Source organism: Rubritalea squalenifaciens DSM 18772 (assembly GCF_900141815.1).
Taxonomy (GTDB): Bacteria; Verrucomicrobiota; Verrucomicrobiia; order Verrucomicrobiales; family Akkermansiaceae; genus Rubritalea; species Rubritalea squalenifaciens.
In genome coordinates, this window is sequence record NZ_FQYR01000003.1 from 55,005 (window position 1) to 79,334 (window position 24,330).

The window sequence follows — 24,330 nt, forward strand, 5'->3', positions numbered from 1 at the left end:
GCGAGTCTAAATTGCCGTCTATTTTGTAATTTCAATTCCTTGGGAACTATGTTCGCCTCTGCCCGACTTCAGGTGACCTGAAGATTCTCGGATACTCGACACGATGGCAGATACGCGCACAGGAGGCAGAGGCTGGATACTCGGCATCATCATTTTCATGATGGGGGGCTGTGGTCTCGCGTACGAATACACCTTTTCCAAGATTGCTGCGGACCTGTTGGGGAACTCCGTGCAGCAATGGGCGATCGTGATCGCCATCATGCTCTTCTGTATGGGGATGGGCGCGGAGATTCAGCGCCTTGTTAGTAATAAGCGGGTGATAAGCTTCTTGTTAGGATCGCAACTTTTGCTGGCTTTGTTAGGGGGCTTTGGTCCCTTGCTGATGCTCTGGTCCTTCGCGCATTTCCCGATGCATTTTGGCTTAGTCTACTATGGACTGGTCAGTGTGATCGGAACCTTGATCGGTTTTGAAATCCCTTTGATCACGAGAATCAATGAGGACTACTCGGAGGATATCCGGGCGAACCTGGCCAGGGTGCTGAAGATGGATTACATCGGGGCTTTGGTTGGCGCACTCTTCTGGATCTTTGTGCTGCCCGTCTTTTTTAGCCTGCATGAGATTTCCTATGTGCTGGCCATGATCACCGTAGCCTCCACCTTGCTCTGCTGGTTTTTCTTTGGGCGTGGGGGTAAGAGCGCGATGCCAGTGCTGGCCTGTCTCGGTCTAACAGCTTCCACGCTCGGTTTCGGGATGTCCCGTTCGGACCGATGGTCCTTTGCCGCGGAGCAGGCCCTGTACATGGACAAGGTGATTTTCTCGACCACCACCAAGTACCAGCACATCGTGCTCACGGAGAGCAGGGCTGGGCACTTGCGCTGCTACATCAATGGCCACATCCAGTTCTCTTCCACGGATGAGGCGATCTATCATGAGAACCTGGTGCATCCGGCCATGCAGCTTGCTGGGAGCAGAAAGCGTATCTTGGTGCTAGGCGGTGGTGATGGCATGGCCGTCAGGGAAATTCTGAAATACCCGGAGGTGCAAGAGATCGTACTGGTAGACTTGGATCCAGAAATGACCCGACTCGCAGCGGAACACCCGATCCTCTCGGAGTTGAATGGTCACAGCCTTAGTAATGCCAAAGTCACCTTGGTGGAGAATCAAGGCAGCGGCGAGGGTGAGCAAACCTATCAGCTTGAGCTGCCCAATCAGCGTAGGATGACGGCGCCGGAGGTGGAGATGCCTCAGTTGACGATCATCAATCTAGACGCCAGTAGCTATGTGAACTCAGCGGCTGGGATGTTCGATGTCATCATTCTGGATTTCCCGGATCCCTCCAGCCCGGATCTGGCTAAACTTTACAGCGCGCATTTCTACGGGGCCTTAAAAGGCAAGCTGGCCGCGGACGGCATCATGGTGCAGCAATCCACCTCACCGTATCGCGCCAAGGAAGCTTTCCTCTGCATCGGTAGAACCATGGAGTCCGTGGGGTATACGGCTGTTCCTTATCACGACCATGTGCCCTCCTTTGGTGAGTGGGGCTGGTGGATCGCTTCTCATTCCTCCCAGATCTCCGCGGATTCGATCAAGCAAGCGATGCGTTCTGTGCAGAAATTGCCCGCAGATACCCGCTATCTAACACCCGCATTAATTTCCAATAGCCTGGACTTCGGGAAAGGAGCCCTGGAGACCGAACATAGGGATGTAACCACCATTTCACACTCGGCAGTTTTAGAATATTACCTGCAAGGGTGGAAGGAGTGATCACGACTTGAATGCAATGAAACACAGAAAAACCACAATTCTAACATCGATCCTCGCCGGCGCCTCGCTGATGCTGGCCGGTTGTGGATCCAATGACAAAACCACCTACGTCACGACGATCGTGCAAAACGCCTCCGAAGGTCTGGACCTGCAGGCGGTGACCGATCTGGCGACCAAGGCGAAGAGCGCGGAAGATTTCGAGCAGAAGCTCAATGCCAAGGACAATGACTACAACAACATGGACCTCGATGCCGATGGCAAGGTGGACTACATCAAGGTCACAGAGATCGCCAAAGACAAGCAGAAGGGTTTTTCTCTCACCACCGAGCTGAGTGCCGAGGAGGGTGAAGAGCAGGAAATCGCGACCATCCAATTCGAGCAGGAAGAGGGCAGTGACGATGTGACCGTCCAGACGCATGGCAACAGCCAGATCTATGGGCATAACCATTACTACCATCACCGCACCTCCATGACCGATGTGCTGATCATGGGCTATCTCTTATCCTCTCACCGTCCCTATGCCTCCCCTTGGGGCTACAACCACTATCCCAGCTACTACAGCAGCTATCGCACTAGACCTTCCTCGGACTACTCCAGGAAGCTACGCAGCAAGCCTGGCTACAGCCGCATCAAGCGTAGCTCAAGTCCGGTAGTCAAGACGCCGATCAAGTCCCCGAACTTCAACAAGACGGCGACCAAGATCAAAGCGCCGCTGAATAACCCCACGAGCAGCCAGCGCAGTTTCCAGAAAAGGAATCCAGCCACTACCAGAGTGGTGAGTAAAGGCTTTGGAGGTAGCTCCAGTTCATCCCGGTTTGGCAGCTCCAGCTCATCCCGTTCTCGCAGTTCCTTTGGAGGAGGCAAGTAGACAGCAACCATTACAGAAAGATGTTTGAACAAGTAACAGATTTATCGGGTATCCAGGAACTCGCCGATTGGAGAGTGCTGGTGTACGTATTGGTGTCCCTGCTGGTCCTGCTGGTGGCCAAGCTCATGTATTCCGTGACGGCTGGCTTCAAGCTCAAGGAGCAGCTCATTGACCATGACAATAAAGCGGTCGGCATCGCTTTTGCCGGCTACATGTTCTCCGTGTGTATCGTCATCACCGGAGTACTTTTCTCTCCCTCCAGTGTCATGCTGGATGGAGAACTGGGCGCCAAGTGGTTGTTAGATCTTGGGGGTACGGTGCTGTGGTCACTGATCGGCTGCGTGATGCTGATTCTGGCCCAGTGGATCAATGACAAGGCGATTTTCCGCAGCTTCTGCAACCGCAAGGAAATGGTGCAGGATGAAAATATGGGACTGGGAACCGCGCTGGCTGGCACCTATCTCGCCACAGCCCTGGTAGTTCGTTCCGCCATGTCTGGCGAGGGTGTGGGCAACTTCTGGCAGGACCTGCTGATCACCCTGATCTGGTTTGCCGTGACCCAGGCCTTACTGATTCTCTTCAGCTTCGTCTATCAGCGCGTTACCAAGTTTGACCTGCATCACGAGGTGGAGCGGGATAACCCGGCAGCGGGTATCGCCTTCGGTGGTGGCATCCTGGCATTCACGATTTTGCTCAGCTTCTACATCCAGCGATACGATGGTCTGTTAGGTCTCTTGATCTGGGCCTTGATCTCGGCGGTGATTCTCATTTTTGCGAGAGCGCTCACCAACAGGCTCATCCTGCCAGGCAAGCGACTCGATGCCGAGATCTGTGAAGACAAGAACTGGGGCGCCGCGCTGATCGAGTTCGGTATCTCTCTCGGGGTGGCCTTCATTGTGGCTGGTTCATTTAATTAAGGAGGAAGGCACATGGTAGCACTGAATACATTCCATCTCGGGGAAGAGCAGCGCCAGCTGTTTGCCGCGACCTTGTTGATCGACAAGATGGAGCGGGAGAAGAAGACTTACGATGTCCTGCTGGACAGTGGCGATGCCGATCTGGAGTGCACGCTGCAATGGCTGCTCATGAAGCAGCTGATCCAGATGAGCAAGGAGCACCGCTACGAGCTGTCTCCACGGGGACACGCCAAGGCCAAGGAATTTGCGACCAGATACCAGACCTTGCTGGCCTACTTTGATGTCTTTGCTCACGTGGACCTTGAGGCAGGTGAGTTTGCCATGGCTTCTCACGGTGACTTCAGTTCGGAGGCCGCCTGGCAGAGTTTTCTGGATCAGGAGCGCTGGCATGACATGCGCATCGCCGCCATCGAGCATCTGGGAGGCAGCGGGGTCGAGCTAGTGTTTGCCCACTTTGTGCGCGAGGACCGCTTTGACATGAGCCACGACCACTGGCAGTTCGAGCTGAAGCACGGAGTGCTCTGGGATGAGATCCCGGAGATCTGTAACTCGGCCATCCGCAAGTCTGAGCTGGCCTATCACGACGGTGAGCAAGAAGTCTCCGGTGATGCCGTAATGGATGACATCGTGGAGCAGGGCTTCGCCGTCCTGCGCGAGCGCTATCCATCAGATCCCACCCTGCATAGCAATCTACAGGCCTGGTACCCGAGAAGGGGCTATGTGAATCACGATTTGCCGGTGCCACTGCCGGGCTGGGAAAAGCCGATCTGGCAAACTCCGTGGACACTCTAGAGGAATGATTATCCAATTACTCAGAAGATGGATTCGGCGTGCCGGAGGTAGCCTGGGAGTTAGAGTCCTCAGGACCTTGCTCGGGGCGCTGGTGCTCAATCTCTTCTTTGGCGTCCTATTCTACCTGGCCGAGTCCGGGGTGCAGCAGGACCTCACGCTGGAGGACTCCATCTGGTGGAGTATGGTCACCATGACTACGGTGGGCTACGGGGACTACTACCCGCAGACCTTCGTGGGGAGGTTCTTCGTGGGCTATCCCTGCTTCCTCATTGGGATTGGCCTCATCGGTTTTTTGCTCGGGACATTAGCCGATAGCCTCATTGATTTTACATCCCGCAAAAGAAAAGGACTGATTAAAATTCGTATGAAACAGCACATCATCATTTGCCACTGCCCTTCGGAAAACAAGGTGCTCCAAATTGTCGACGAGATCAAAGCCTCGCCGGAGCATTGTGATGCGCCCGTCGTCGTGGTGGCGGCCAATCTGGATGAGAGACCGGACTCCTTCCGCGAGAGAAACATCCTCTTCGTCAAGGGCGAGCCGACCAATGAAGAAACCCTCATCAGGGCCAACGTGCAGGAGGCTCAGGGAGTCTTCATTCTAGCCAAGGATCCGGCATCCACATCCAGCGATGCCTGCACCTTTGCCATTGGCACCATGATCGAGCATATCGAGGAAGAGACTGGCAACCCGATCCATACCGTCGCCGAGATGCTGAGCTCCCGCAGTCGCAGAATGGTGAGAAGATCCTCCATCGATAGCATCGTGGTCTCCGAGGGGATTACCGATCGTGTGATGGTGCAGGAGTTCTTGCACCCCGGCATTCACAATGCCTTTGCCCAGCTGCTGACCAATACGGAGGGCAGCCAGCTCTATGTGTGCCCGACCGCGCAGAAGGGCAGACGTCTGATCGATATCCAGTGCGCCGCCTTACAGTACAAGGACCACTTGCAGGTCATCGGCCTGATCCGCGGCGGGGATGCCATGCTGAACCCGGACAAGCAAGTTGCCGTGGAGGAGGGGGACATGCTGGTAGTGCTGGCCGAGTCCAAGAAGCAATTTACTGAATTCGAAAATGAACGCCACGTTCTCGCTGAATCCACAAGCGCCTGATCCGAGCGCACACCACGCCCACGGCTGCCACCTCCTGCTGGAATGCTCCGGCTGCGAGCCGGATTTGCTGACCGATCTTCCCCTGTTAGAGCAGGTGCTGGAAAAGGCGGCTAGCGAAGCCGGTGCCACCGTGGTGAAAACCTTCCTGCATGAGTTCAATCCGCACGGCCTCAGCGGAGTAGTCGTCATCGCCGAGAGCCACATCGCCATCCACACCTGGCCGGAGCACCACTACGCCGCCATCGATATCTTCACCTGCGGCATGCCTGAAGTCGCCGAGCGCATCTACGAAAAGCTCCTCGCCGCTTTCAAGCCCCACAAACACCAGATCAAACGCCTCGAGCGTAAACCGCCGGAGTAGGGGGAGTTTCTTTGGGTGAGTTCTCTATGACCAATTCAACCAGTAGACCAGAAGTTCATGCTCTTGCCGTATGGTAGGTGTGTAGTGTATGACCTTCGCCAGGTAGCCTATGAAACTGTCGCCAATCATTGCCTTAGCTCTCTTCGTGGCCTCTTGTGCGTCACCGAGTATTGAGAATGCCGGTTCATGTGCATGCGCGGATCATTTCAACAGCCTTCAGACATCAGACCAGGGAACCGCTGATGCCAGACGCCATGTGAGAGACAACGGGTTTCGCATTCTGCGCTATGATATGCCCGGAATCAGATCAGGCTACTGGGTGGATTATTACAGACCTTTTCGACATTTCGGCATCGAGGAGTCTAATGAGTATTTCGCCTCACTGGTGATCGGGCTACCTAAAGCTGGAGTACTTCGATGACGACATCGTGTCTGGTTAGTTAATTACTGGTTTCATTGGTTTTGGCAAGCTAGGAAGGCTGTTTCCACGGGCTTGCGTGTATTTCTCGTGGATCATGTCCGGGCTGTCGTAACCGAGGTTGCTGTGCGGATGCACGGCGTTGTAGAGCTTTCTCCATCCCTCTATCACAACCTTCGCTTCCAGTACGCTAAGGAAGACCTCCTGGCTCAGGCATTCATCCCTCAGTCTCTGGTGGAAGCTTTCCACGAACCCGTTCTGCCAAGGGCTGCCCGGGTCTATATAAATGATCTTGATGGGATGGCTTGCCAGTGAGTCCTTCACGGTACGGGCTATAAACTCAGATCCGTTGTCTGAACGGATATATTCCGGAGCCCCGTGTTCGGCGATAGCCTGGTGGAGGACTTCCACGACATCATTGCTCTGGAGCCCCCGGGCAACCCGGATGGCGAGGCAACGCCTCGTGCATTCATCTATCAGAATCATCAGCCTGAGGCTGCCTCCGTCGTCCGTGCGGTCGTGGACGAAGTCCCAGCTCCACACGTGGTTCGGCTTGCTTGCCGTGGTGGGAAGTCCCGTCGATTTCCCCTGCCTCCTGCGTTTCGGTGGCTTCCGGCTCACCTTGAGCCCTTCCTCGCGCCGGATTTTCTGTACAAGCTTCCTGCTGACCTCCCAGCCTTCCCGTGCAAGCAGGGCCCGGATACGGCGGTAGCCGTACCGGGGGAACTCCCAGCTCAGGTGGATTGCTCGCTTCCTGAGCTTGATCTGGTATGGGCTCCTTTGCTTCTCCTTGTAGTAGAAGCTGCTCTCACTGAGTCCCAGGTAGCGGCATGCCCTGCGGCAACTGCACAGCCCGGATTGGGAAACCTCCCGGACCGCCCGTCTCTCACCACTTTTTTGCGTTCACGTGCTCCAGCACCTTGATGTTCAGAAGTTGCTCCGCGACAATCTTCTTCAGCTCGGTGTTCTCCTTCTCTAGTTCCCGCAGACGCTTCGCGTCCGCGACCTCCATCCTGCCATATTTCCGCTTCCATCGGTAGTAGGTCTTGTCGCTGATGTTGTGGTCCTTGCAGACCTGGCGTACCGTCTTGCCGCCATCAGCCTCCCTTAGTATTCCTATGATCTGCTCTTCAGAGTGTGTCTGTTTCTGCATTGTATTCTCTTTCGTTCATACAATGTCTGACATCTTATGCACTCCAGATCTTCGGGGTCAGATCAGAAATCAGTGACTAGCCTCTATATAGAGTGCAAACTTATCGGGATTGCTCGATAGATGCGCAATCCGCATTTCTGAATCCAGAGAAGCTAAGGAGGGGCTTCCATGGCCAAATCGAGTAATTTCTACTCTTCTGAATCCTGCTTGATGAAGACTTTTTTCCAATGTGATGCTGTCATAGGCTGCCTTGTGGCCGATTAGACGTGTTAGCGTGTCTCCTCCACCGAAATAGTCCATGGTTAGCTCGAGGTTGGAAAGGTGAGTCGGCCACTCCTTCCAAATCTTTTTAACTTCTTCAAAGTATGTGCAGTCATCGGTAGCGTAGGCGTATAGCCATTTTTTAGCATCGGGGACAACAATACGAATTTTTCCTTCAGGGAGCAGGCACCGTTTTGCTTGCCTGAGGATGTCCAAGCCTACATCTCTGTCAAAGTGTTCTAACACATGCCCCATGTAGATGTATTGTACCGATTCGCTCTGGAAGGGCCATGGTTGCCTGATATCACAGCGTAGATCCGCATTTGGTGAGACGTCGACGGATGTCCATTCGTTTATTCGGGATGATCCTGCACCGATGTTGAGTTTCAATGGTGAGTGATCCAGATGTGGATTAGCAATAGAAGAAGGAAGACTTTCTTTTAGGTTGGTATCTTCTAATATTAATTGTAACAGTCTAAGAAGAAGTTGATCGAGGTATGTTTCTCCGGGGAGTGAGTTGTGCTGATAGAGTTTTGTTTCCAGAGATTCGAGAATGACGGAAATTAATTGAAGATGTCTGGAAAAGGGGCTGGGGGTAGATCGGGTGGTATCATCATTGACCAAAATTTCAGCATGGATGATTTTCTCTACAAATGCCTCTGTATTTTCTGCTAGCAGAAGGTTTAGTTTTCTAGTGATCTCTTGCTGGGTATTTTCTCCAGACAAACTGGAAATTATCTCTCTGAGTCCATCTATGTCGCTGGTAGCGATCCCCTTTCCTTGCGATCCGTATAACTCTAACAAACCAGCCTCTAGCCTTACACGAAAGTGAGGAGACAGTGTCCAATGCTGAGAGTGGTTTGATGACATGAATCAATCTATGTTTTGAGCAAGTAGGACCGTGCGACTATCGATCCAGCTGGGTTCACCGTTTTCCCATTCAACACCCAGGGCTGTTTGTGCGGAAACTGTAGCGTTACGAAGTATGTCTAGGCAAGCTTTGCCGCGAAGATTGGCATTCGGGCGACTGGATAGACTGCGTTGAATTTGAGTGCTGTGATTAGATTTGACTGTAAATTTGTTAGAATGGAGAAGTTTTTCCCACTGCTCTGGAGTGTAGCTTTGTATGGCTGTTGTTGCTAAGGTTTCCTCTAGTTGATCAAACAGTGCTCTGCCTTGCTCGTTTTCTGGAGGAGATACATCGACGAGCAGTATATAGGCACCTTTCTTACAGACTCTTTTAATTTCCTTAAGAACAGCTAATGTGTCAGTAATTTCGTGCAGGGATAATCGTGCTGCCACCAAGTCAAAAGAATCGTTTTCAAATGGCAGATTGCAAATGTCACCTTCTACCAAAGTATAACGATCATTGTGGCCTAGCCAGTCTAGCATTTCTCCCGCTTTTTTTAGAGATGTGCCGTCTAGGTCTACCAATTTCAATGTGCGACTATGGTCTAATAGTTGGAGGGTAAAACGACCACCGCCTGCTCCCAGATCCAAGCAGTTTTCTACGGACATAGGGGTTAGTAGCTTGGCTACTATGTGGAGATCTGGTGGAAATAGGTCTTTTCTTTTACAAGGATATTCGGAGTATGGATATTCGTATAGAATGAAGTGATCTAGTATATTGTTAGCTTTTAGCAGGCTTTTTGGAAAGGCCAATACGGCCCCCTTGCTTGCGAGAGTGACACTGTGATGTGTGGTGCAAGCTCCAATGACATGGCCAGCAGCCGGAAACGATTGTGACGTAAGATTCCCGGCATCATGTAGCCGGCAGCAGCCTTCTACAATGATGAAAACCATATCCGAATCATGCGATTGTGCTGTTAACAATGAGCCGGCTGGAAGGAGCTGTGCGAAGATGTGTTTATAAATCTTTGCTTTTGTCTCTGGGGAGATCCCGGTCAGAACTGGAATGGAATCCAGATCCCCCATGAATGATTCTCTGGTCTCGGCGGTCATAAGATTGAATTGATCATGACGAAGGTAGAATTTCCAGTAGACCTAGTTTCACCAGTTCTTGTGCGAAAATCAGGCGTTCTTCTAGTGCGAGTAACGGTATTTCATGAATAAGAAAAGACCGTTGCTTCTCAAGAAAGAACCAGACAGGCTTCAAGTCGCCGCTGACTGGAATCAATTGCTTGTGGGCAAGAAACATTAGGCAGCCTTTCCAAGTAATAAGTTTGGGAGAGATGTTTGGGCGCCATTGTAATGCCGAAGTGTCCTTCAGGCTCGCTAGCTGGTTGATAGTTTCCAAGAAACGCCCTGGTGCAGGGATGAGGGACTCTTGGCGTCTAATTTCCATCAGGGTGTGCATTTCGGAATAATCAGAATCACTCAAGCTGATGTGAGATAAAGGTGCGGTTGGCGCGTAGTGTGTTTTTCCATCTGCGTTCTCTAGACTGCTTTTAAATACTGCGAGAGAGTTGATCTCAGCTTGGGATGGGTAAATATATCCCAAGGACAAATGAACTGACGCCTGCTCGCTTGTGCGGCCTTCGTGAGGTACCCCCTTAGGCAGAAAGAGAAATTCTTTGCTTTTTAATAAAGTATGGAGTGCTGGGGGGGCGGTGGATGATTGAGAGTTGTTTGTCCTTTGTGATGTTTTGAAGACTGCTGACTGGATATCCGACATGAGCGTGGTTTCAAGAGGGAGATCTGAGACTTGAGGGTAAGTGTTCCACTGTTTCTCTCCATAGGTCTGAAGTATGAGAACATCATGATTATCTATGTGCCTTTTGAAGCCAGCGGCATTTGGTGGCGTGATGTAGGCGTTCACTCTTATTTCGACCCCTAAATGATTTCCTACAGCGCCTGCCAGCCGAGCTATAGCAGGAATACGACGGTGGAGGGAGCGAAGAATGAGAGTGGATCCATTGGAGAAATCCTTATATGCATCTTCGGCTGTTAGCTTGGTTAGTTCTTTGGCAGGGTTGGGGTGTTTTACGCTTTTTACGCAGTCTTCAGGAAAGGGAGCTGAGGCAAACAGGTATTCTTCCACTTCGTTGAGGCCAAATTCGACCTGTAGGAGCTCTTGGTCAACAGGCTGATGTACAACTTCCATATTAGAAAAAGCTGATTTTAAGGTATCAACGATCATGAGGTTATAACATTATTAATGTGAGAGGTGCAGATGAAGTGATCATTGGCTGGTGAAAGGCCTGCTTGTAACGGTCGACAAATCATCTAGCCTACATCGACAATGGGGTTATCAGGTGCCTCTTGGATTTCGTCAATAGAAACCCAGTTAATTTGTTTTTGAGAGGCGGATAATAAGTTGTTATGGGGTGACAATGTTGACATGCTGAAGTGTACTCCTCTGATTGATCCATGCTAAATCAATTGAAAACCGCTGTTAGTCAAACCATAATACAGAATCGTGATGATCTCCTTTTCCCTTGACTGTTGAGGTGATATTGGCTGTTCTAACGACTGTTTAATAAACGTTGTTTAGTTAGAATATGAAAACAGATTGTAAGAAAATCGTTACGTTGCCGCTGCCATTGGATCAAGCCATGCAGTTGCTGGTTGAGAGTGCTACCGTCGCCACATGGTTCGGTGCTGATAGAGCTGAAGTCGAACCAGAAAAGGGTGGAAGGTATGAAATCTTCTGGCAAACAGACGGTGAATATGATTCTACTGGCGAATGCCGCATTGAGTCCATTGATGAGAACTCTCTTGTCATCCAATGGAGAGGTCCAGACAAGCATGCACATTTTGCAGGTCTTGAGAAGCCAGGCTCTTCTAAAGTTTCTTTCCACTTGGAATGTGATGGTGAAGTAACTGTATTGATCATCACACACTCTGGCCTAAGTGAAAGCCCGGATGCTGAGAAGGCTATAGCTTACTACAATGAGCGCTGGAAAATCTGGGGTCACAATCTGGAGCTGGTAGGAACAATCCGTGCCAAACTTATCTCAGCCCAAGAAATTGCGAAGAAAATAATCAGAGACAAAGACGTGTCTATTGAAGACTTGGACTTCGTGCCAAAACCAGCCGGAGGTTTGCGTAAACGTTTTGATTTCTCAGACATCAGCTTGAATACCGGAGAACTGTTTGGCGACCCGACAGTGATGAAAAACGTAGTGGATCAAGCATAGTTTACTTATAAACAGTTGAGCTATGTTTGTACTGGGACTTTCCTCTTTTTTCCATAATTCGGCAGCGGCCCTTTTCAAAGATGGGGTTCTCATTGCAGCTGCAGAAGAAGAGAGATTCAGCAGGATCAAGTTTGATCCGTCTTTCCCAGATAACGCTATCACATACTGTTTAGAGGCGGCAGGGATATCTCCGAGAGGTCTTGATTGTATTGCGTACTTCGAGCTCCCTGAAGAGAGAACTGCCCGCCTTTATTCAGGAGGTGTGGACGGTGGACCTGTTGCTAGAGATGCTTTGCTGGAGGGACACCATTTCCCTGGGCCTGAAGATTATATCAGGAAACGCCTCTTTTTTGACGGGGACTTCAAATGTTATAGTCACCACCTTAGCCATGCAGCTTACTCTGTGTACGCCAGCGGGTACCCATCGGCAGCCGTTTTAGTTGCTGACTCTGTGGGGACCTGGCACACATCGGCTGTTTTCGATTATCAAAACAATACTTTTAACCTGAAGGATGCAATAGAGTACCCAGATTCTCTGGGGTTATTTTATTCCGCAATTACCTCTTATCTCGGATTTGCGGTCAATTCCGACGAGTATAAGGTTATGGGGCTGGCTCCTTATGGGGAGTATTGTCCTGAGATAGACCGGGCCTTAAGTCGCATGATAAAGTTGGGCAGCGATGGAGCTTTTTCACTGAATCCTTTGTTTTTTGATTTCAGACGCCAACTTTACAGCGAGTCTCTCACAGACTTGTTGAAGATTGAACCTAGGTTGCCCGGGGAAATGCTTACCCAGCAACATAAGAATTTAGCAAAGTGTACGCAGCTTGTCCTTCAGAAAACCATGTTGGCTTTAGCTCGCAAGGCCCGGAGAGTAACATCGCAAGAAAATTTATGCATGGGTGGAGGTGTGGCACTGAATTGTGTATCAAATTCACACATACGGAACGAAGCTGGATTCAAGAATGTTTTTGTGCCTCCGGGTTCAGGTGATGCAGGCTCTGCTATTGGTGCGGCTGCTCTCGCCTCTCTGGAGTATGGGTATGAATGGCCGGAGAATAGAATCCGTTGTGATCTAGGCCCTAGTTACTCGTCTTCGAATATCTCCAAGCTGCTTAAGCAGCAGAATATCAAATTCGAAGTTTATGGGGAAGATGAGTTGCCCAAAGTGGTTAGCCAGTTGCTGGTAGACCATCAAATAGTGGGCTGGTTCCAGGGGGGAATGGAATTTGGGCCCAGAGCTTTGGGCCACCGCAGCATACTAGCCGACCCTCGTACCTCAGAGATGAGAGACAAGCTCAATCTGGCTATTAAAAAAAGAGAGGGTTTTAGACCATTTGCTCCAGTAATGTTAAGTTCCAAGGTGAAAGATTTTTTTGTGGATGATGCTGCCGATCCTTTCATGACTTTCATTACAAGAGTAAAAAAGCCGAAGAGCCTTGGTGCAGTGACTCACTGTGATGGGTCAGCCAGATTACAGACCTTGGACGATACAGAGGAATCTAGGATTGTTAGGTTATTAGAGGAATTCGAAAGGAATACAGGAATCCCATGTTTGCTAAATACCTCGTTTAACTTATCAGGAGAGCCTATAGTGTGTAGCCCTTTAGATGCCTTGTTGTGTTTTAGAGAAAGTGGTATGGATGTACTTGTCTTGGAGAACCATGTGATTGTCAGGAATAGCTGTTCTCCAGATCTTATGTCCAGTGGCAAAGATCACTTGCAGTATTCTAGGGAGCTCAGACCATTCCTCTCTGACACTTACTCGTTCGGATAAAAATCTAAAACGTATGGAAACTCTACCTTCAAGACAGGCGGCTGCTCATTTGTTGAATGTAGCATCAGAGCTAGGGAGCAGTGACGTTCAGCGATTGGTCGATGGTTTAAGGGGCGATGATAAGGAACTTATAGATCGAAGCCTAGCCTTGGGGAGCAGAGTGGGACCATGGCAAATCGGGAAACTGCAAGATGGAACCTTTGAATGGGCGTTGAGAGAGCAAACTCAGCCAGTTGATGATATCAAGTACAGGGCTCGACCATATAAAACCCATCGCAACAAAGCTACAGAAAAACGTCTTTTGCTGATCGGCGAATCGGCGGCAGGGAGTTGGGGGTATTTCGGGGAGTATTCTCTAGCGTCACTGCTTGAAGACCGAATGCAGCATGCCTTAGGCTACCCTTGTGAAGTAGTAGACCTGAGCTGTGTAAACGCGAACTGGCGGGAAAATTGCCTTCCAATGATTAAGGCAGGGATGACTTTGGATCCTGATCTGGTACTTGTATATTGTGGGAACAATGAGGCTAGGTGGTTGATGCCTTTGTTATTAAGTCAGTCTTCAGGTTCTCATATTATTGGTGGTTTTGATCTGAAGTGGAACATGCTGAAAGGGGATGTCAAAGCTATGATGAGAGCTTCCAAAGATGTCTATCTGAAATCATTAGAGAAGAATGTGGCAGATACGGTGACACTGTGCCGAAAATTCTCCAAGCCAGTCATCTTCGTAGTACCTCCATACAATAGCACTTCATGGCAGCCACCCGAGAGAGTGCCTGTGCATTTGACTTCGGTCAAACTGCAGAGCTGGAGTGATTTTATCTCTAAAGCAGAACAGTTCGATGCTGAAAGCGACTATACTAAAGCAATGGCAATGCTTGAGAGGGCTATAGAATTAGATGAAGGCGAGTGCCAAAGATCACAGTTCCTGATGGCCAGCATTCTGCAAAAGTGTGGTAATGAGGATAAAGCTAACAAGCTTTTCGAAAAAGCAGCCTTTTCTGGGATGGGGGCATTTGTAGGTGCTGTGCCTTCTTTTCCGGGTGAAGCTGCGGCTTTACTGAGGGAGACTTGTGATGCTTTTCAGGTGCCATATGTTGATTTGCCGCGAGCTTTCAAAGATAGTCATGCGGGAGAAGATCTGTTTATTGATTACTGTCATTTGTCTGAGGCCGGGTTTGAAGTGGCTGTAGATGAAGTAATTAAAGTGTGTTTAGAGAGTGTTTTTGATATCAGAGTTTCTCCTGATCATAATCAAGTAGAGGGTGAGTTTGCAGCTCCGGTTACCGAGAGAGGTCTGGCGTATCTTTGTGCAGCTCTGCACGGGTATCAAAACGGCCAGAGCGAAGGAGAGGTTTTCAAGTGGGCTGAACGAGGTTTGAATGTCGCTCCTCAGCTAATCCCTCTCTATCAATTTTTAAGAGAGGTATTATGCTCTTATCACCGTGAGTGGATAACCATAGACTACCTGAGATCATACGGTATCTCAGAATCCATACTTCCTAGGCGCTATGCTGTTTTTATTTTAAAATTCATTTATCACGCCCGGTTTGATGTCTCTTTGTATAATATGTTAGGTGACCTGATTGACGGGGTACAATTTGATTCATCTTACAATTCGCAAACGGATGGAGTGATCAGTTACTTGGATGGGAATTTAAAGAATCTATTTTTCTTGGATAGAGGCTTAGGGTTTGGGCTACCACAGAAGGAGATGTCGAGAAGGGGGTGGGAGAGGATTGGGAACGGGTTTGTCGCGAATGAGCCGACAGGGGTGATCTCATTTCCGGCCTGCACGTCTTCACTAGAGTGGAAATACCTCTTTTTACGTATATCTCCTCCAGTTCCATCGGCTGAGGTAAAAGGATCTGTATACTGGAACGGTCAACTGCTTGGGGAGATTCAGGTGAATACTGCATTTGACGAATTTCAGTTAAAGATTCCTGATAGCGTAACGGATGATTCATTGTGTTGTTATGTGGATGAAATCAAGATTGATTGGTCTCACTTGACTGGCCCTTTGGATATTGAAGACAGCACATGGCGAGAGTATTATGTCAAAGAGTATGGACCCTATCCTATTGCTGCGATAATACATGCAGTTAGGCTTATCAAGGAGCCTCTTACCGTCTCGTTATGAGTGATTCTTGTGATGCAAACTATGAGTGGTTTTCGGGGGCGGTCATTCGTTATGCAGCATTATCGGCAGAAGATCTTTTTCCTGATCTCAAAGAAAACGCTGAGAAGGAATTGTATCTAGCAATCGAGAATGCAAGTCCATCACTCATTGAAGCAATAAGGCGTGAAGAAGCTTTTGACAGCTTGAGTCCAAAAGCGGAAAAAGTACGTCTTGCATTTTACAAGTACAGGCTGAGGGCTGCATTTAGATCAATACCTTTCGCTGGCTTTTCAACAGTCAGCAGGATTGCATTCGGTGCTGAAACTCGATTGGATGATTGTATCAGCCCCGGCCAACCAGTTTATAAAACGGACTTTTATAACAGATATCGTCAGCTATGTGACAATGCCCGTGATGAGCCGCAAAAGTTCAGATGGAGGATTAATCCTGACTTCTATCAGATAGGCCCCTACTTCCGGACTATAGAAATGCTGGTGGCGGAGGGGAAAAGCTGGACTGCGTTGAGAGAAGGGGCAGTGAAAGACCTCTTAGAAGATATATCTCTTAGTCGGTTTATCTCATACTCCGGGCTAGTAGTACGCCTGAGAAGCAAAGAAATACCAGAAAGTGAGATCCAGGGCCTCTTGTCTCTACTCATTGGGGGAAATTTTTTAATACCCGAGAGGAACAAAGCTCATGAGAAGGTGGTAGAGGTTTTTTCTCATCAAGAGACTTACAGCAAGTCGGCTCAAATATCCTATTCTGTGGTAGAGCGTGTAGTGAAGGCTGTCGACGTATTGGGAAGCTATTTTGTGAGGGAAAGGGACTCATTGGAATCTCTAAGGTTAGCCATCTTGAGGAAGTGGGGAGAAGGAAGATATCCTTGCCTGAAGGTTTTTGACATCGAATCGGGTTTCACCATTGATGGCCGACCAAGAGAATTGTTAGGCGATTTTTTATCGCAGTACAAATCACAGGACTGCAGCCCATCAATTGTGAGGAATCCAAAAGTTGAAGATATTCTCAATAAATGTGGTGAGCAGAAATCAATAGACTTGTCCCAGTTTGACATTCAGGAGGAAAAACAATCTTCAGTAAGCCTAGCCTGTTTGCCTGAAGATCTGAGTGCCATTTTTAGTCTCGGGTCATGCACGGATAATGACGATGATGAGCGAGAGATATGGCTCCGAACAGTGGCTGGCCCAAATGCTAATAGATTGATTTCTCAGTATGCATTGCATGGTTCTGATATTGAGCATTTAGTTAGAGAAATCAGTGAGGCTACCATGCAGCGGGAGCCTGATGCTCTGCATGCCGAAGTGCTGTTTTTATCTGCATCTTCAGCTGGCTGCACGCTTGAGAGGGAGTGTTGTTACTCTTATCATTTGAGGGTTGATGTGCCTGTTCATGGAGAGCACGAAATGTCCATTTCTGATCTTTCCATCGAGGTGTCAGGAGAGTCGTTGAAACTATGGAATCACAAGCTACACCGTTACATCGTTCCCCACTTTTCACATCCACTTTCAGTAGATAACCAGTTTACGCCAGATCCTTTGCGCTTCTTGGCCAGATATTCCACGGCAGGAAATTTTCAATCTTTTAGATGGCTGTGGAACTATGAGGGTAGTAGGAGGTCTTGGCCAAGAGTGCATTGGAAAAATGTCATTTTATGCCCAGCTCAATGGGTGATTCGTCTGAGTGATTTAGCAGATCCATCTACAAGTTCTCTCCGTGAAATATTAGATCATCTTTCTATACCGAATCATATTTTCATGTGTTGTGGGTTTGATCCATCTGAAACACCTTTGCCTCTTATTCTAGAAGATGATCCATCAATGAAAGTTCTGTTAGATCAGTTGGGCAAGAGTGAAATGGTGCTGCTTTCAGAAAGGGAGGCTGATTACATTCCGGTAGGGGGGCGTGCTAGGAGCCATGATATTATACTTCCTTTAAAAAAGAGAAAATCACCAAGTGGAATAACAAAGGTTAGGCGTTTTGAGTCTTCATTTGTGAATAGCGCTATCAGTGAATCGAAGACTGCCCCTTGTCCAGAGGCGTCTTACCTTTTGACGGGAGGCGACAGAGACTGGATATCCTTTCACATCTATTGCATGCCGCTTTCAGTGGATCGTTTTTTGAGCACTATTATATATGACATGGTGAACCATTTTTTGGGGAAAGGCTGGATTAAAAATTGGCATTTTGTTCGTGAATATGATGGTGACCACCATATACGAATCAGGTTTCAGTATTCGGGTGAAAACAGTATCAGGGACTGTATCTACCTTCACTCCTCCAGTATCTTCCGGCAATGTACTGAGAAACAAAATATATTTGGATGGGAGTTAAAAGAGTATGTTCCGGAGGTGGAAAGATATGGAGGCAGGTTCGGAATAAATACAGTGTATGGATATTTTACACTCGATTCCCAACGATCAATTAAGTTCCTGCGTTCGGCTTCACATAACCTGACTGATAGGCAACGCGTGTTGTATCACTCTATTTTGGCTGCATCTCTCTGGCAGAAAGTATCGTCGGAAACTGGTGAGAAAGGGGAAACTTATGCCCAAAGTATGATGAGCCGGATAACTCCAGAGGCTCATCAAATGGCAATAGGGTTGAGCGGTGATCTCTATCGTGAACAAATGTCTCGTAAGAAAAGCTTAGGGCGTATATTTGTATCTGCCCCTGAGGATCGACTTTTCGTGGGTAGGAGGTTATCTCAAAAAGTGGAAACGTTATTTAATTTGGAGCAGAAAGGAGTTCTAGAAAGAGAGTGGATCGACATTCTAGATTCTCTGATTCATATGACGGCCAACCGTATCTTTCGTTGTTCTCAGAGAAAGCATGAGGCTGTAAGTTATCATTTGGTAGGCAGATTGCTCAGAGCTCGAAGGTACGTGCGGGGTGCAATATAGGAGATCAGGGAAGTAGCTGAAGGGATTGCGCTAGAGTGCGACTATCCTCTTCTGGTAATATCTGCAGACTGGAACCTTCTGTACCATGTGGTGCCAATCCTAGGGTGCCTCATCTCTACGATTGCCACGACGACTGGCGGCGGACAAGCTGTCCATAATCATTTCTATAGTTCCCTTGTTAAGGGATTAAAGGTGTAGCCAGTGATAGCCTGTGGTGTAGCCATTGTCATGGCTGTGCTACTTCTTTGGCAGTGCATTCGTGTATGCCTAGCAAGACCAAACCAAAGTCCTCCCGTAAGGACATCAATGCCGAAATCACCCAGAAGTTCATAGATACCATCGAATCGGGGGTGAGTCCCTTCAAAGTTCCTTGGTCGTCATCCTACGGGATGCCGAGGAACTTTGCAGGAAGACAATACCGGGGAATCAATTTCTTCCTCACGTTGCTGCACTGCGATGAGTTCGGATGGGATATCCCGGTATTCATGACCTTCAAACAGGCCAAGGAACATGGGTTCAAAATCCGGAAGGGAGAGAAGTCGGTACCAGTGATATTCTCAAACGTCAGAGTACCCAAGGAATATCGGGATGACCCGGATTCATGTCCCACTGAGAAAAGGACTGATTAAAATTCGTATGAAACAGCACATCATCATTTGCCACTGCCCTTCGGAAAACAAGGTGCTCCAAATTGTCGACGAGATCAAAGCCTCGCCGGAGCATCGTGATGCGCCCGTCGTCGTGGTGGCTGCCAATCTGGATGAGAGGCCGGACTCCTTCCGCGAGAGAAACATCCTCTTCGTCAAGGGCGAGCCGACCAATGAAGAGACCCTCATCAGGGCCAATGTGCAGGAGGCTCAGGGAGTCTTCATTCTCGCCAAGGATCCGGCATCCACATCCAGCGATGCCTGCACCTTTGCCATTGGCACCATGATCGAGCACATCGAGGAAGAGACTGGCAATCCGATTCATACCGTTGCCGAGATGCTGAGCTCCCGCAGCCGCAGAATGGTGAGAAGATCCTCCATCGATAGCATTGTGGTTTCCGAGGGGATTACCGACCGCGTGATGGTGCAGGAGTTCCTGCATCCGGGCATTCACAATGCCTTTGCCCAGCTGCTGACCAATACGGAGGGCAGCCAGCTCTATGTGTGCCCGACCGCGCAGAAGGGCAGACGCCTGATTGATATCCAGTGTGCCGCCCTGCAGTACAAGGACCACCTGCAGGTCATCGGCCTGAGCCGCGGAGGGGATGCCATGCTGAACCCGGACAAGCAGGTCGCCGTGGAGGAGGGGGACATGCTGGTAGTGCTGGCCGAGTCCAAGAAGCAATTTACTGAATTCGAAAATGTCTGCCTCGCTGAATCCACAAGCGCCTGATTCCAGCGCACACCAGGCCCACGGCTGCCACCTCCTGCTGGAATGCTCCGGCTGCGAGCCGGATTTGCTGACCGATCTTCCCCTGTTAGAGCAGGTGCTGGAAAAGGCGGCTAGCGAAGCCGGTGCCACCGTGGTGAAAACCTTCCTGCATGAGTTCAATCCGCACGGCCTCAGCGGAGTAGTCGTCATCGCCGAGAGCCACATCGCCATCCACACCTGGCCGGAGCACCACTACGCCGCCATCGATATCTTCACCTGCGGCATGCCTGAAGTCGCCGAGCGCATCTACGAAAAGCTCCTCGCCGCTTTCAAGCCCTACAAACACCAGATCAAACGCCTCGAGCGCAAACCGCCTGAGTAGGGGGGGAGTTTCTTTGGGTGAGTGATTACTCCTACGCAGCTTTGTGTTAGCTGTTATCCCTGCCCCTCCAACCTACTTCAAAAGTCCATGATGAATGTCAGTTAGGCGCAACCCAGTCATCCTGTTAGTCTCAAAATCATGAAAAAACTGCTCCCTGTTACGATTCTTCCAATGCTGGTTTTCACCAGCTGCAACGACAAAAACCAAGATGCGAACAGCACACGCTATTCCACGAGTACATTTTCTGTAGCAGGGGGCATGGCCGTGGTGACCCAAATTACGGATCACCAGGAAAATAAGATCTACTACTACAAGTTGAGTGATAAAAAGGGCCTCACCCTACAAAACACGATCGATCTAACGCAGTGTGGCGCCCAGAATATTCCCTTTGATAAAGTCGAGACGGCTGAATAGAATACCGTACAAGGTCAAGCACCCAACCCCTGACCCGTCGTGAGTCGAAGACAAAGAAATAAGTGTGAACCATAACCCCCAGTCATAGCACGCCTCTTGGTTAAGGGGGGGGAGCTAGGATGACCGTTCAGAAAATGAGCGCGACAATAAACCTGCTGAGAATTCTCCCTGCCACACTCAAGATCGCGTGGCTCTTGCTTCTATTGGGTATGCTTGCGCTGGCAGCGGGATACTTTACGCATACGCCGTGGCAGAGCTACTCAGGGCTCGTGTGTTTGATGGGCGGCTACGTGATGGCTATTCTCGATATGGTGAATCGGAAAAGACATAGAGGCGATGCTGCCCGGTTCTATGTCGGGGTTGCCTTGGCGCCACTGATTGCAGTGATTATTCTCGCGTTCGTGGCACTCCTGGCGGCGGTCGTGCTGGCCATTCATTCGTGGATTCACGGCTTTGAGGGTTCCTACGCGATGCGTCTTCTCCATTTCCTCGGGATCGTGTTTGCCTTCCTCCTTGCTTCGGGAATACCCGCCTTGGCGCTACGATCCAGCCCGTCGATCGATTCCTGATGAAAATGAAATCCCGTAGGATTGGAGTGGGATTTCTGAATCGTTAGAGTGGCTGGCTGCTTATGACCACGTCATAGGCAACCAGCCTGTTTTTACCAAGGTCTGGGCCGCTTCAAAAATTTCATGCATTCGGAAGCGCATGTGCTAGAGTCCGAGTCGTGGAGCGAGCCGTGTTACCAGAACTCTTGGATGAACTTGCCGCAGATGATCTGCGGGCGGTGCGTAGTCGGCGTGACTTGGTCTTTCTGAATGCTCTGATGGGCAATGAGCGTTGGATCCTCAGACGCTTGAAGAAACTCCTGCCTGCCCAAGGTGGTCGCGTGATCGAGCTCGGGGCTGGTCAGGGAATGCTGATGCGGAAAATCGCGCGTGCCCACCCGCAGGCGAGGCTTGAAGCGATCGATTTGATGCCTGAGCCGCAGGGGCTGGGCTCGGTCGAATGGAGGCAGGGTGACTTGTTTCAAATGGGGCTGGATTTTGACGGTGCGGTGGTGGTGGCGAATTTGTTCCTGCACCATTTCGAGCAAGCTGAGTTAAGGGTTCTTGGCGAGCTTTTGCAGGGGGCGAAGGTATTGATTGCCTGTGAGCCTGAGAGGCGGTCTTTGCATTTGTGGCAGGGCCGGGTGTTGTCTCCTTTGTTAGGAGAGGTGACCCGGCATGATTTGGCGGTGAGTGTGGGGGCTGGCTTTCGTGGGGATGAGCTGATGGATTTCCTAGGGATGGATGCGGGCTGGCAATGGCAGCTTGAGCGGACTTGGCGGGGTGCTCATCGCGTGGTGGGGGTACGTCAGTGAGTGGGGCCATTTCCAAGCCTATCGAGATTTGTGGCGGAGGCCTCAGTGGGCTGTCCCTGGGGATTGCCTTGCGCAAGCGCGGCATCCCAGTCGTGCTCAGAGAGGCGGGGAGCTACCCGCGGCACAAAGTTTGTGGGGAATTCATCTGCGGCGTCTCCAGAGAGGTGTTAGAAGGATTAGGCATTTCGGAGGCACTGGCAGATGCGCAAGTTCTCTCTAGCTCGGCTTGGTTTCGCAAAGGCCGGCTCATCCTGGAGCGCGAGCTGCCCACTCCGGCACGCGGAATCTCCAGGTTCAGCCTGGATCAGCGGCTGGCCGGGCAATTCGAGGATCTGGGGGGTGAATTGATTACCGGCGAACGCTGCCAATTGGGCAGGGAGTCGGGTGAAGGCGTGGTGTGGGCGGCAGGGCGTCCGCGGAATCAAGGGAGGCGATGGCTCGGGCTTAAGATGCATTGTTCTGATCTGGAGCTGAACGCCGATCTGGAAATGCATCTCGGTGATGGGGCCTACGTGGGCGTCTCCAAAATTGAGGGCGGCAGGGCCAATGTCTGCGGTTTGTTTGCGCTCAGGTCTGGCCTATCCGGGAAGCAAATCTTGTCGCAGTATCTGAGGGCGGCCGGATTGGATCACTTGAACGAGCGACTTCAAGAGGCCCGGTGTCACGAGGAGTCGTTTTGCGCGGTTGCCGGCTTCGAGCTGGGGAAAAGCCAGCGTCCTTCCCAGATGCTTTGTCTCGGTGATGCGTGGGCAATGATTCCACCCTTTACCGGGAACGGCATGTCGATGGCTTTTGAATCTGCCGCCGAAGCCGTTGGGTTGTTAGAGAGCTACGCACTGGGCAAAAGCTCCTGGAGCGAATGCCTGTACCAATACAATTTAAATCTGAGCCAGCGCTTTGATCGCCGGCTGTCTCTCGCTGCGCTCTTGAACCCGGCGATGCTTGGGGCAGTGGGGCAGCACGCTGTTTCAGGTATAGCCAAAGCCAAGCTCTTGCCCTTTGACTGGTTGTTCCAGCGCCTCAGAGACGTCTGATTTCCATTTTCCTTATGTATCTTCATTCCATAGCCAGCCACTTTCCTGCGCATCGATTCACGCAACAGGAGTCCTTCTCAGCTCTGTCACAAACCAAGTCTTTTGCGAACTTGAAGAGGAGTTCCCAAGCCTTGCTGGAAAAAATTCTGACTCAAGGAATTGGCATCGATTCACGGCATTTTTGTGTTTCTGATATTGCGGGTCTGGTCGATGCCGATGCCGGCGAGTTGAATGCCCTGTTTGAGCGGGAGGGGCGGGCCTTGGCGGCTGAAGCGATGCGCAAAGCCCTCAAGGCGGCAGGATTGGAAGCCGATGAACTGGATGCGCTGATCGTGTGCACCTGCACCGGCTACTTGTGTCCCGGTCTGAGCAGTCATGTGGCTGAGTTGTTAGGAATGAGGAGTAATCTCTATCTGCAAGACTTGGTAGGGCTGGGCTGTGGGGCGGCTGTGCCAGCCTTGCGCTCGGCGCATGGTCTCAGCGCTGCCGATCCCGAGGCGAAGATCGGAGTCATCGCCGTCGAGCTCTGTTCCTCCGCGTTTTTCATGGATGACGACCCCGGAGTGCTCATCAGCCTCTGTTTGTTTGGAGATGGCGCAAGTGCCTCGATCTGGTCCGGTGAGAGCCTGAAGAATGCCTGGCGCGCATCGGGCTTCCAAACCCTGCACCTGCCCGAGCACAGGGACATGCTTCGCTTTGAAAACCAGCGCGGCTTTCTCAGAAACCGGCTGGATCGCAAGGTGCCCGAACTGGCAGCTCAGGCCGTCAAGCACCTGATCAGCGAAGCCGGGATGGACCCCGCCTCGGTGGTGGCTCATGGCGGTGGCCGTGATGTCGTTCAGGCCCTGGAAGCAGCTCTGGGGGGAGTGCAGCTGAAAGAGACCCGCGAAGTGCTCAGAGAATATGGCAACTTGAGTAGTCCATCGGTTCTCGTGGCCTTGCAGAGGCTACTCGAAAAGGGAACAGAGCGGGATTCGCTGTGGCTCACTTCATTCGGCGCGGGCTTCGCTGCGCACGCACTGCAGTTGCATCGAAACCACGGCTAATGAAGCCTTGTGGCATTGACTACGTGGATGCTTGGGTGGGATAAGCAGACTTCCTTTCCCTCAGTCATACATGTTGTGATCTCCTGAGATTGAAGGCATGGAGAAATCGGCGGTAACACAAGATTCCACCTCCACACCATCGTCAGGCTGAAACGTGCGGGTGATTTCGCGA

The 24,330-nt window shown here is 50.5% G+C and carries 24 protein-coding genes; 19 read left to right on the top strand and 5 right to left on the bottom strand.

The annotated features are described in order from the left end of the window. Window positions 1–103: 103 nt before the first annotated feature. From BUB27_RS05610 to BUB27_RS05640, 7 genes are all read left to right on the top strand, one after another. On the top strand, window positions 104–1,765 hold the full coding sequence (locus tag BUB27_RS05610) for a polyamine aminopropyltransferase (protein WP_143158596.1): 1,662 nt from the start codon (window positions 104–106) through the stop codon (window positions 1,763–1,765). Window positions 1,766–1,781: 16 nt separating this feature from the next. Beyond that, window positions 1,782–2,633, top strand: a complete 852-nt coding sequence (locus tag BUB27_RS05615; protein ID WP_143158597.1) for a hypothetical protein — start codon at window positions 1,782–1,784, stop codon at window positions 2,631–2,633. Between the two features lie 20 nt (window positions 2,634–2,653). After that, window positions 2,654–3,550, top strand: a complete 897-nt coding sequence (locus BUB27_RS05620; RefSeq protein ID WP_143158598.1) for a DUF350 domain-containing protein — start codon at window positions 2,654–2,656, stop codon at window positions 3,548–3,550. 12 nt (window positions 3,551–3,562) lie between these two features. Then, a complete protein-coding gene (locus tag BUB27_RS05625) occupies window positions 3,563–4,342 on the top strand; it encodes a hypothetical protein (protein ID WP_143158599.1) in 780 nt (259 codons plus the stop codon). Window positions 4,343–4,346: 4 nt separating this feature from the next. After that, window positions 4,347–5,456, top strand: coding sequence for an ion channel (locus tag BUB27_RS05630; RefSeq protein WP_143158600.1), 1,110 nt, complete (start codon window positions 4,347–4,349; stop codon window positions 5,454–5,456). After that, complete coding sequence (gene speD, locus BUB27_RS05635) at window positions 5,419–5,817, top strand: adenosylmethionine decarboxylase (RefSeq protein ID WP_143158601.1); 399 nt, start codon at window positions 5,419–5,421, stop codon at window positions 5,815–5,817. The genes BUB27_RS05630 and speD (BUB27_RS05635) overlap by 38 nt, the downstream gene beginning before the upstream one ends. Before the next feature lie 109 nt (window positions 5,818–5,926). Continuing rightward, the gene (locus BUB27_RS05640) at window positions 5,927–6,238 is read left to right on the top strand and encodes a hypothetical protein (RefSeq protein ID WP_143158602.1); all 312 of its coding nucleotides are present in this window, start codon (window positions 5,927–5,929) and stop codon (window positions 6,236–6,238) included. A 15-nt stretch (window positions 6,239–6,253) separates the two neighbouring features. Here the strand turns inward: BUB27_RS05640 and BUB27_RS05645 are convergent, their stop codons facing one another. The 5 genes from BUB27_RS05645 to BUB27_RS05665 all read right to left on the bottom strand — a co-directional run bounded on the left by BUB27_RS05645 (window position 6,254) and on the right by BUB27_RS05665 (window position 10,749). Continuing rightward, the gene (locus tag BUB27_RS05645; protein ID WP_143158603.1) at window positions 6,254–7,087 is read right to left on the bottom strand and encodes an IS3 family transposase; all 834 of its coding nucleotides are present in this window, start codon (window positions 7,085–7,087) and stop codon (window positions 6,254–6,256) included. A gap of 34 nt (window positions 7,088–7,121) precedes the next feature. Further along, complete coding sequence (locus BUB27_RS05650) at window positions 7,122–7,388, bottom strand: transposase (protein WP_143158604.1); 267 nt, start codon at window positions 7,386–7,388, stop codon at window positions 7,122–7,124. A 69-nt stretch (window positions 7,389–7,457) separates the two neighbouring features. Further along, entirely contained in the window at window positions 7,458–8,519 is a 1,062-nt protein-coding gene (locus tag BUB27_RS05655; protein ID WP_143158605.1) for a class I SAM-dependent methyltransferase, read from the bottom strand. Window positions 8,520–8,522: 3 nt separating this feature from the next. Further along, window positions 8,523–9,611: a class I SAM-dependent methyltransferase gene (locus BUB27_RS05660; RefSeq protein WP_143158606.1), complete on the bottom strand. Its 1,089-nt coding sequence runs from the start codon at window positions 9,609–9,611 to the stop codon at window positions 8,523–8,525. A 13-nt stretch (window positions 9,612–9,624) separates the two neighbouring features. Beyond that, the gene (locus BUB27_RS05665; RefSeq protein WP_143158607.1) at window positions 9,625–10,749 is read right to left on the bottom strand and encodes a JmjC domain-containing protein; all 1,125 of its coding nucleotides are present in this window, start codon (window positions 10,747–10,749) and stop codon (window positions 9,625–9,627) included. Between the two features lie 361 nt (window positions 10,750–11,110). Between BUB27_RS05665 and BUB27_RS05670 the strand changes: the two genes are divergently transcribed. The 12 genes from BUB27_RS05670 to BUB27_RS05725 all read left to right on the top strand — a co-directional run bounded on the left by BUB27_RS05670 (window position 11,111) and on the right by BUB27_RS05725 (window position 24,158). Beyond that, window positions 11,111–11,749, top strand: coding sequence for an SRPBCC family protein (locus BUB27_RS05670; RefSeq protein ID WP_143158608.1), 639 nt, complete (start codon window positions 11,111–11,113; stop codon window positions 11,747–11,749). Window positions 11,750–11,771: 22 nt separating this feature from the next. Next, window positions 11,772–13,526, top strand: coding sequence for a carbamoyltransferase family protein (locus tag BUB27_RS05675; protein ID WP_143158609.1), 1,755 nt, complete (start codon window positions 11,772–11,774; stop codon window positions 13,524–13,526). A 13-nt stretch (window positions 13,527–13,539) separates the two neighbouring features. Beyond that, entirely contained in the window at window positions 13,540–15,663 is a 2,124-nt protein-coding gene (locus BUB27_RS05680; protein ID WP_143158610.1) for an SGNH/GDSL hydrolase family protein, read from the top strand. Continuing rightward, a complete protein-coding gene (locus BUB27_RS05685) occupies window positions 15,660–18,560 on the top strand; it encodes a lantibiotic dehydratase (RefSeq protein ID WP_143158611.1) in 2,901 nt (966 codons plus the stop codon). The genes BUB27_RS05680 and BUB27_RS05685 overlap by 4 nt, the downstream gene beginning before the upstream one ends. Window positions 18,561–18,823: 263 nt before the next feature. Continuing rightward, window positions 18,824–19,189 (top strand): ArdC-like ssDNA-binding domain-containing protein, encoded by a 366-nt coding sequence (locus BUB27_RS05690; protein ID WP_143158612.1) that lies wholly within the window; start codon window positions 18,824–18,826, stop codon window positions 19,187–19,189. Between the two features lie 7 nt (window positions 19,190–19,196). Then, a complete protein-coding gene (locus tag BUB27_RS05695; protein WP_159434821.1) occupies window positions 19,197–19,940 on the top strand; it encodes a TrkA-related ion transporter in 744 nt (247 codons plus the stop codon). Next, a complete protein-coding gene (gene speD, locus BUB27_RS05700) occupies window positions 19,909–20,301 on the top strand; it encodes an adenosylmethionine decarboxylase (protein WP_143158614.1) in 393 nt (130 codons plus the stop codon). Before BUB27_RS05695 ends, speD (BUB27_RS05700) begins: the two co-directional genes overlap by 32 nt. A 138-nt stretch (window positions 20,302–20,439) precedes the next feature. Further along, on the top strand, window positions 20,440–20,715 hold the full coding sequence (locus BUB27_RS05705) for a hypothetical protein (protein ID WP_143158615.1): 276 nt from the start codon (window positions 20,440–20,442) through the stop codon (window positions 20,713–20,715). A 119-nt stretch (window positions 20,716–20,834) separates the two neighbouring features. Next, a complete protein-coding gene (locus tag BUB27_RS05710; protein ID WP_143158616.1) occupies window positions 20,835–21,284 on the top strand; it encodes a hypothetical protein in 450 nt (149 codons plus the stop codon). A 170-nt stretch (window positions 21,285–21,454) separates the two neighbouring features. Continuing rightward, a complete protein-coding gene (locus BUB27_RS05715) occupies window positions 21,455–22,078 on the top strand; it encodes a class I SAM-dependent methyltransferase (RefSeq protein ID WP_143158617.1) in 624 nt (207 codons plus the stop codon). Next, complete coding sequence (locus tag BUB27_RS05720) at window positions 22,075–23,112, top strand: NAD(P)/FAD-dependent oxidoreductase (protein WP_143158618.1); 1,038 nt, start codon at window positions 22,075–22,077, stop codon at window positions 23,110–23,112. The genes BUB27_RS05715 and BUB27_RS05720 overlap by 4 nt, the downstream gene beginning before the upstream one ends. A gap of 14 nt (window positions 23,113–23,126) precedes the next feature. Next, entirely contained in the window at window positions 23,127–24,158 is a 1,032-nt protein-coding gene (locus BUB27_RS05725; protein WP_143158619.1) for a type III polyketide synthase, read from the top strand. Window positions 24,159–24,330: the final 172 nt, after the last annotated feature.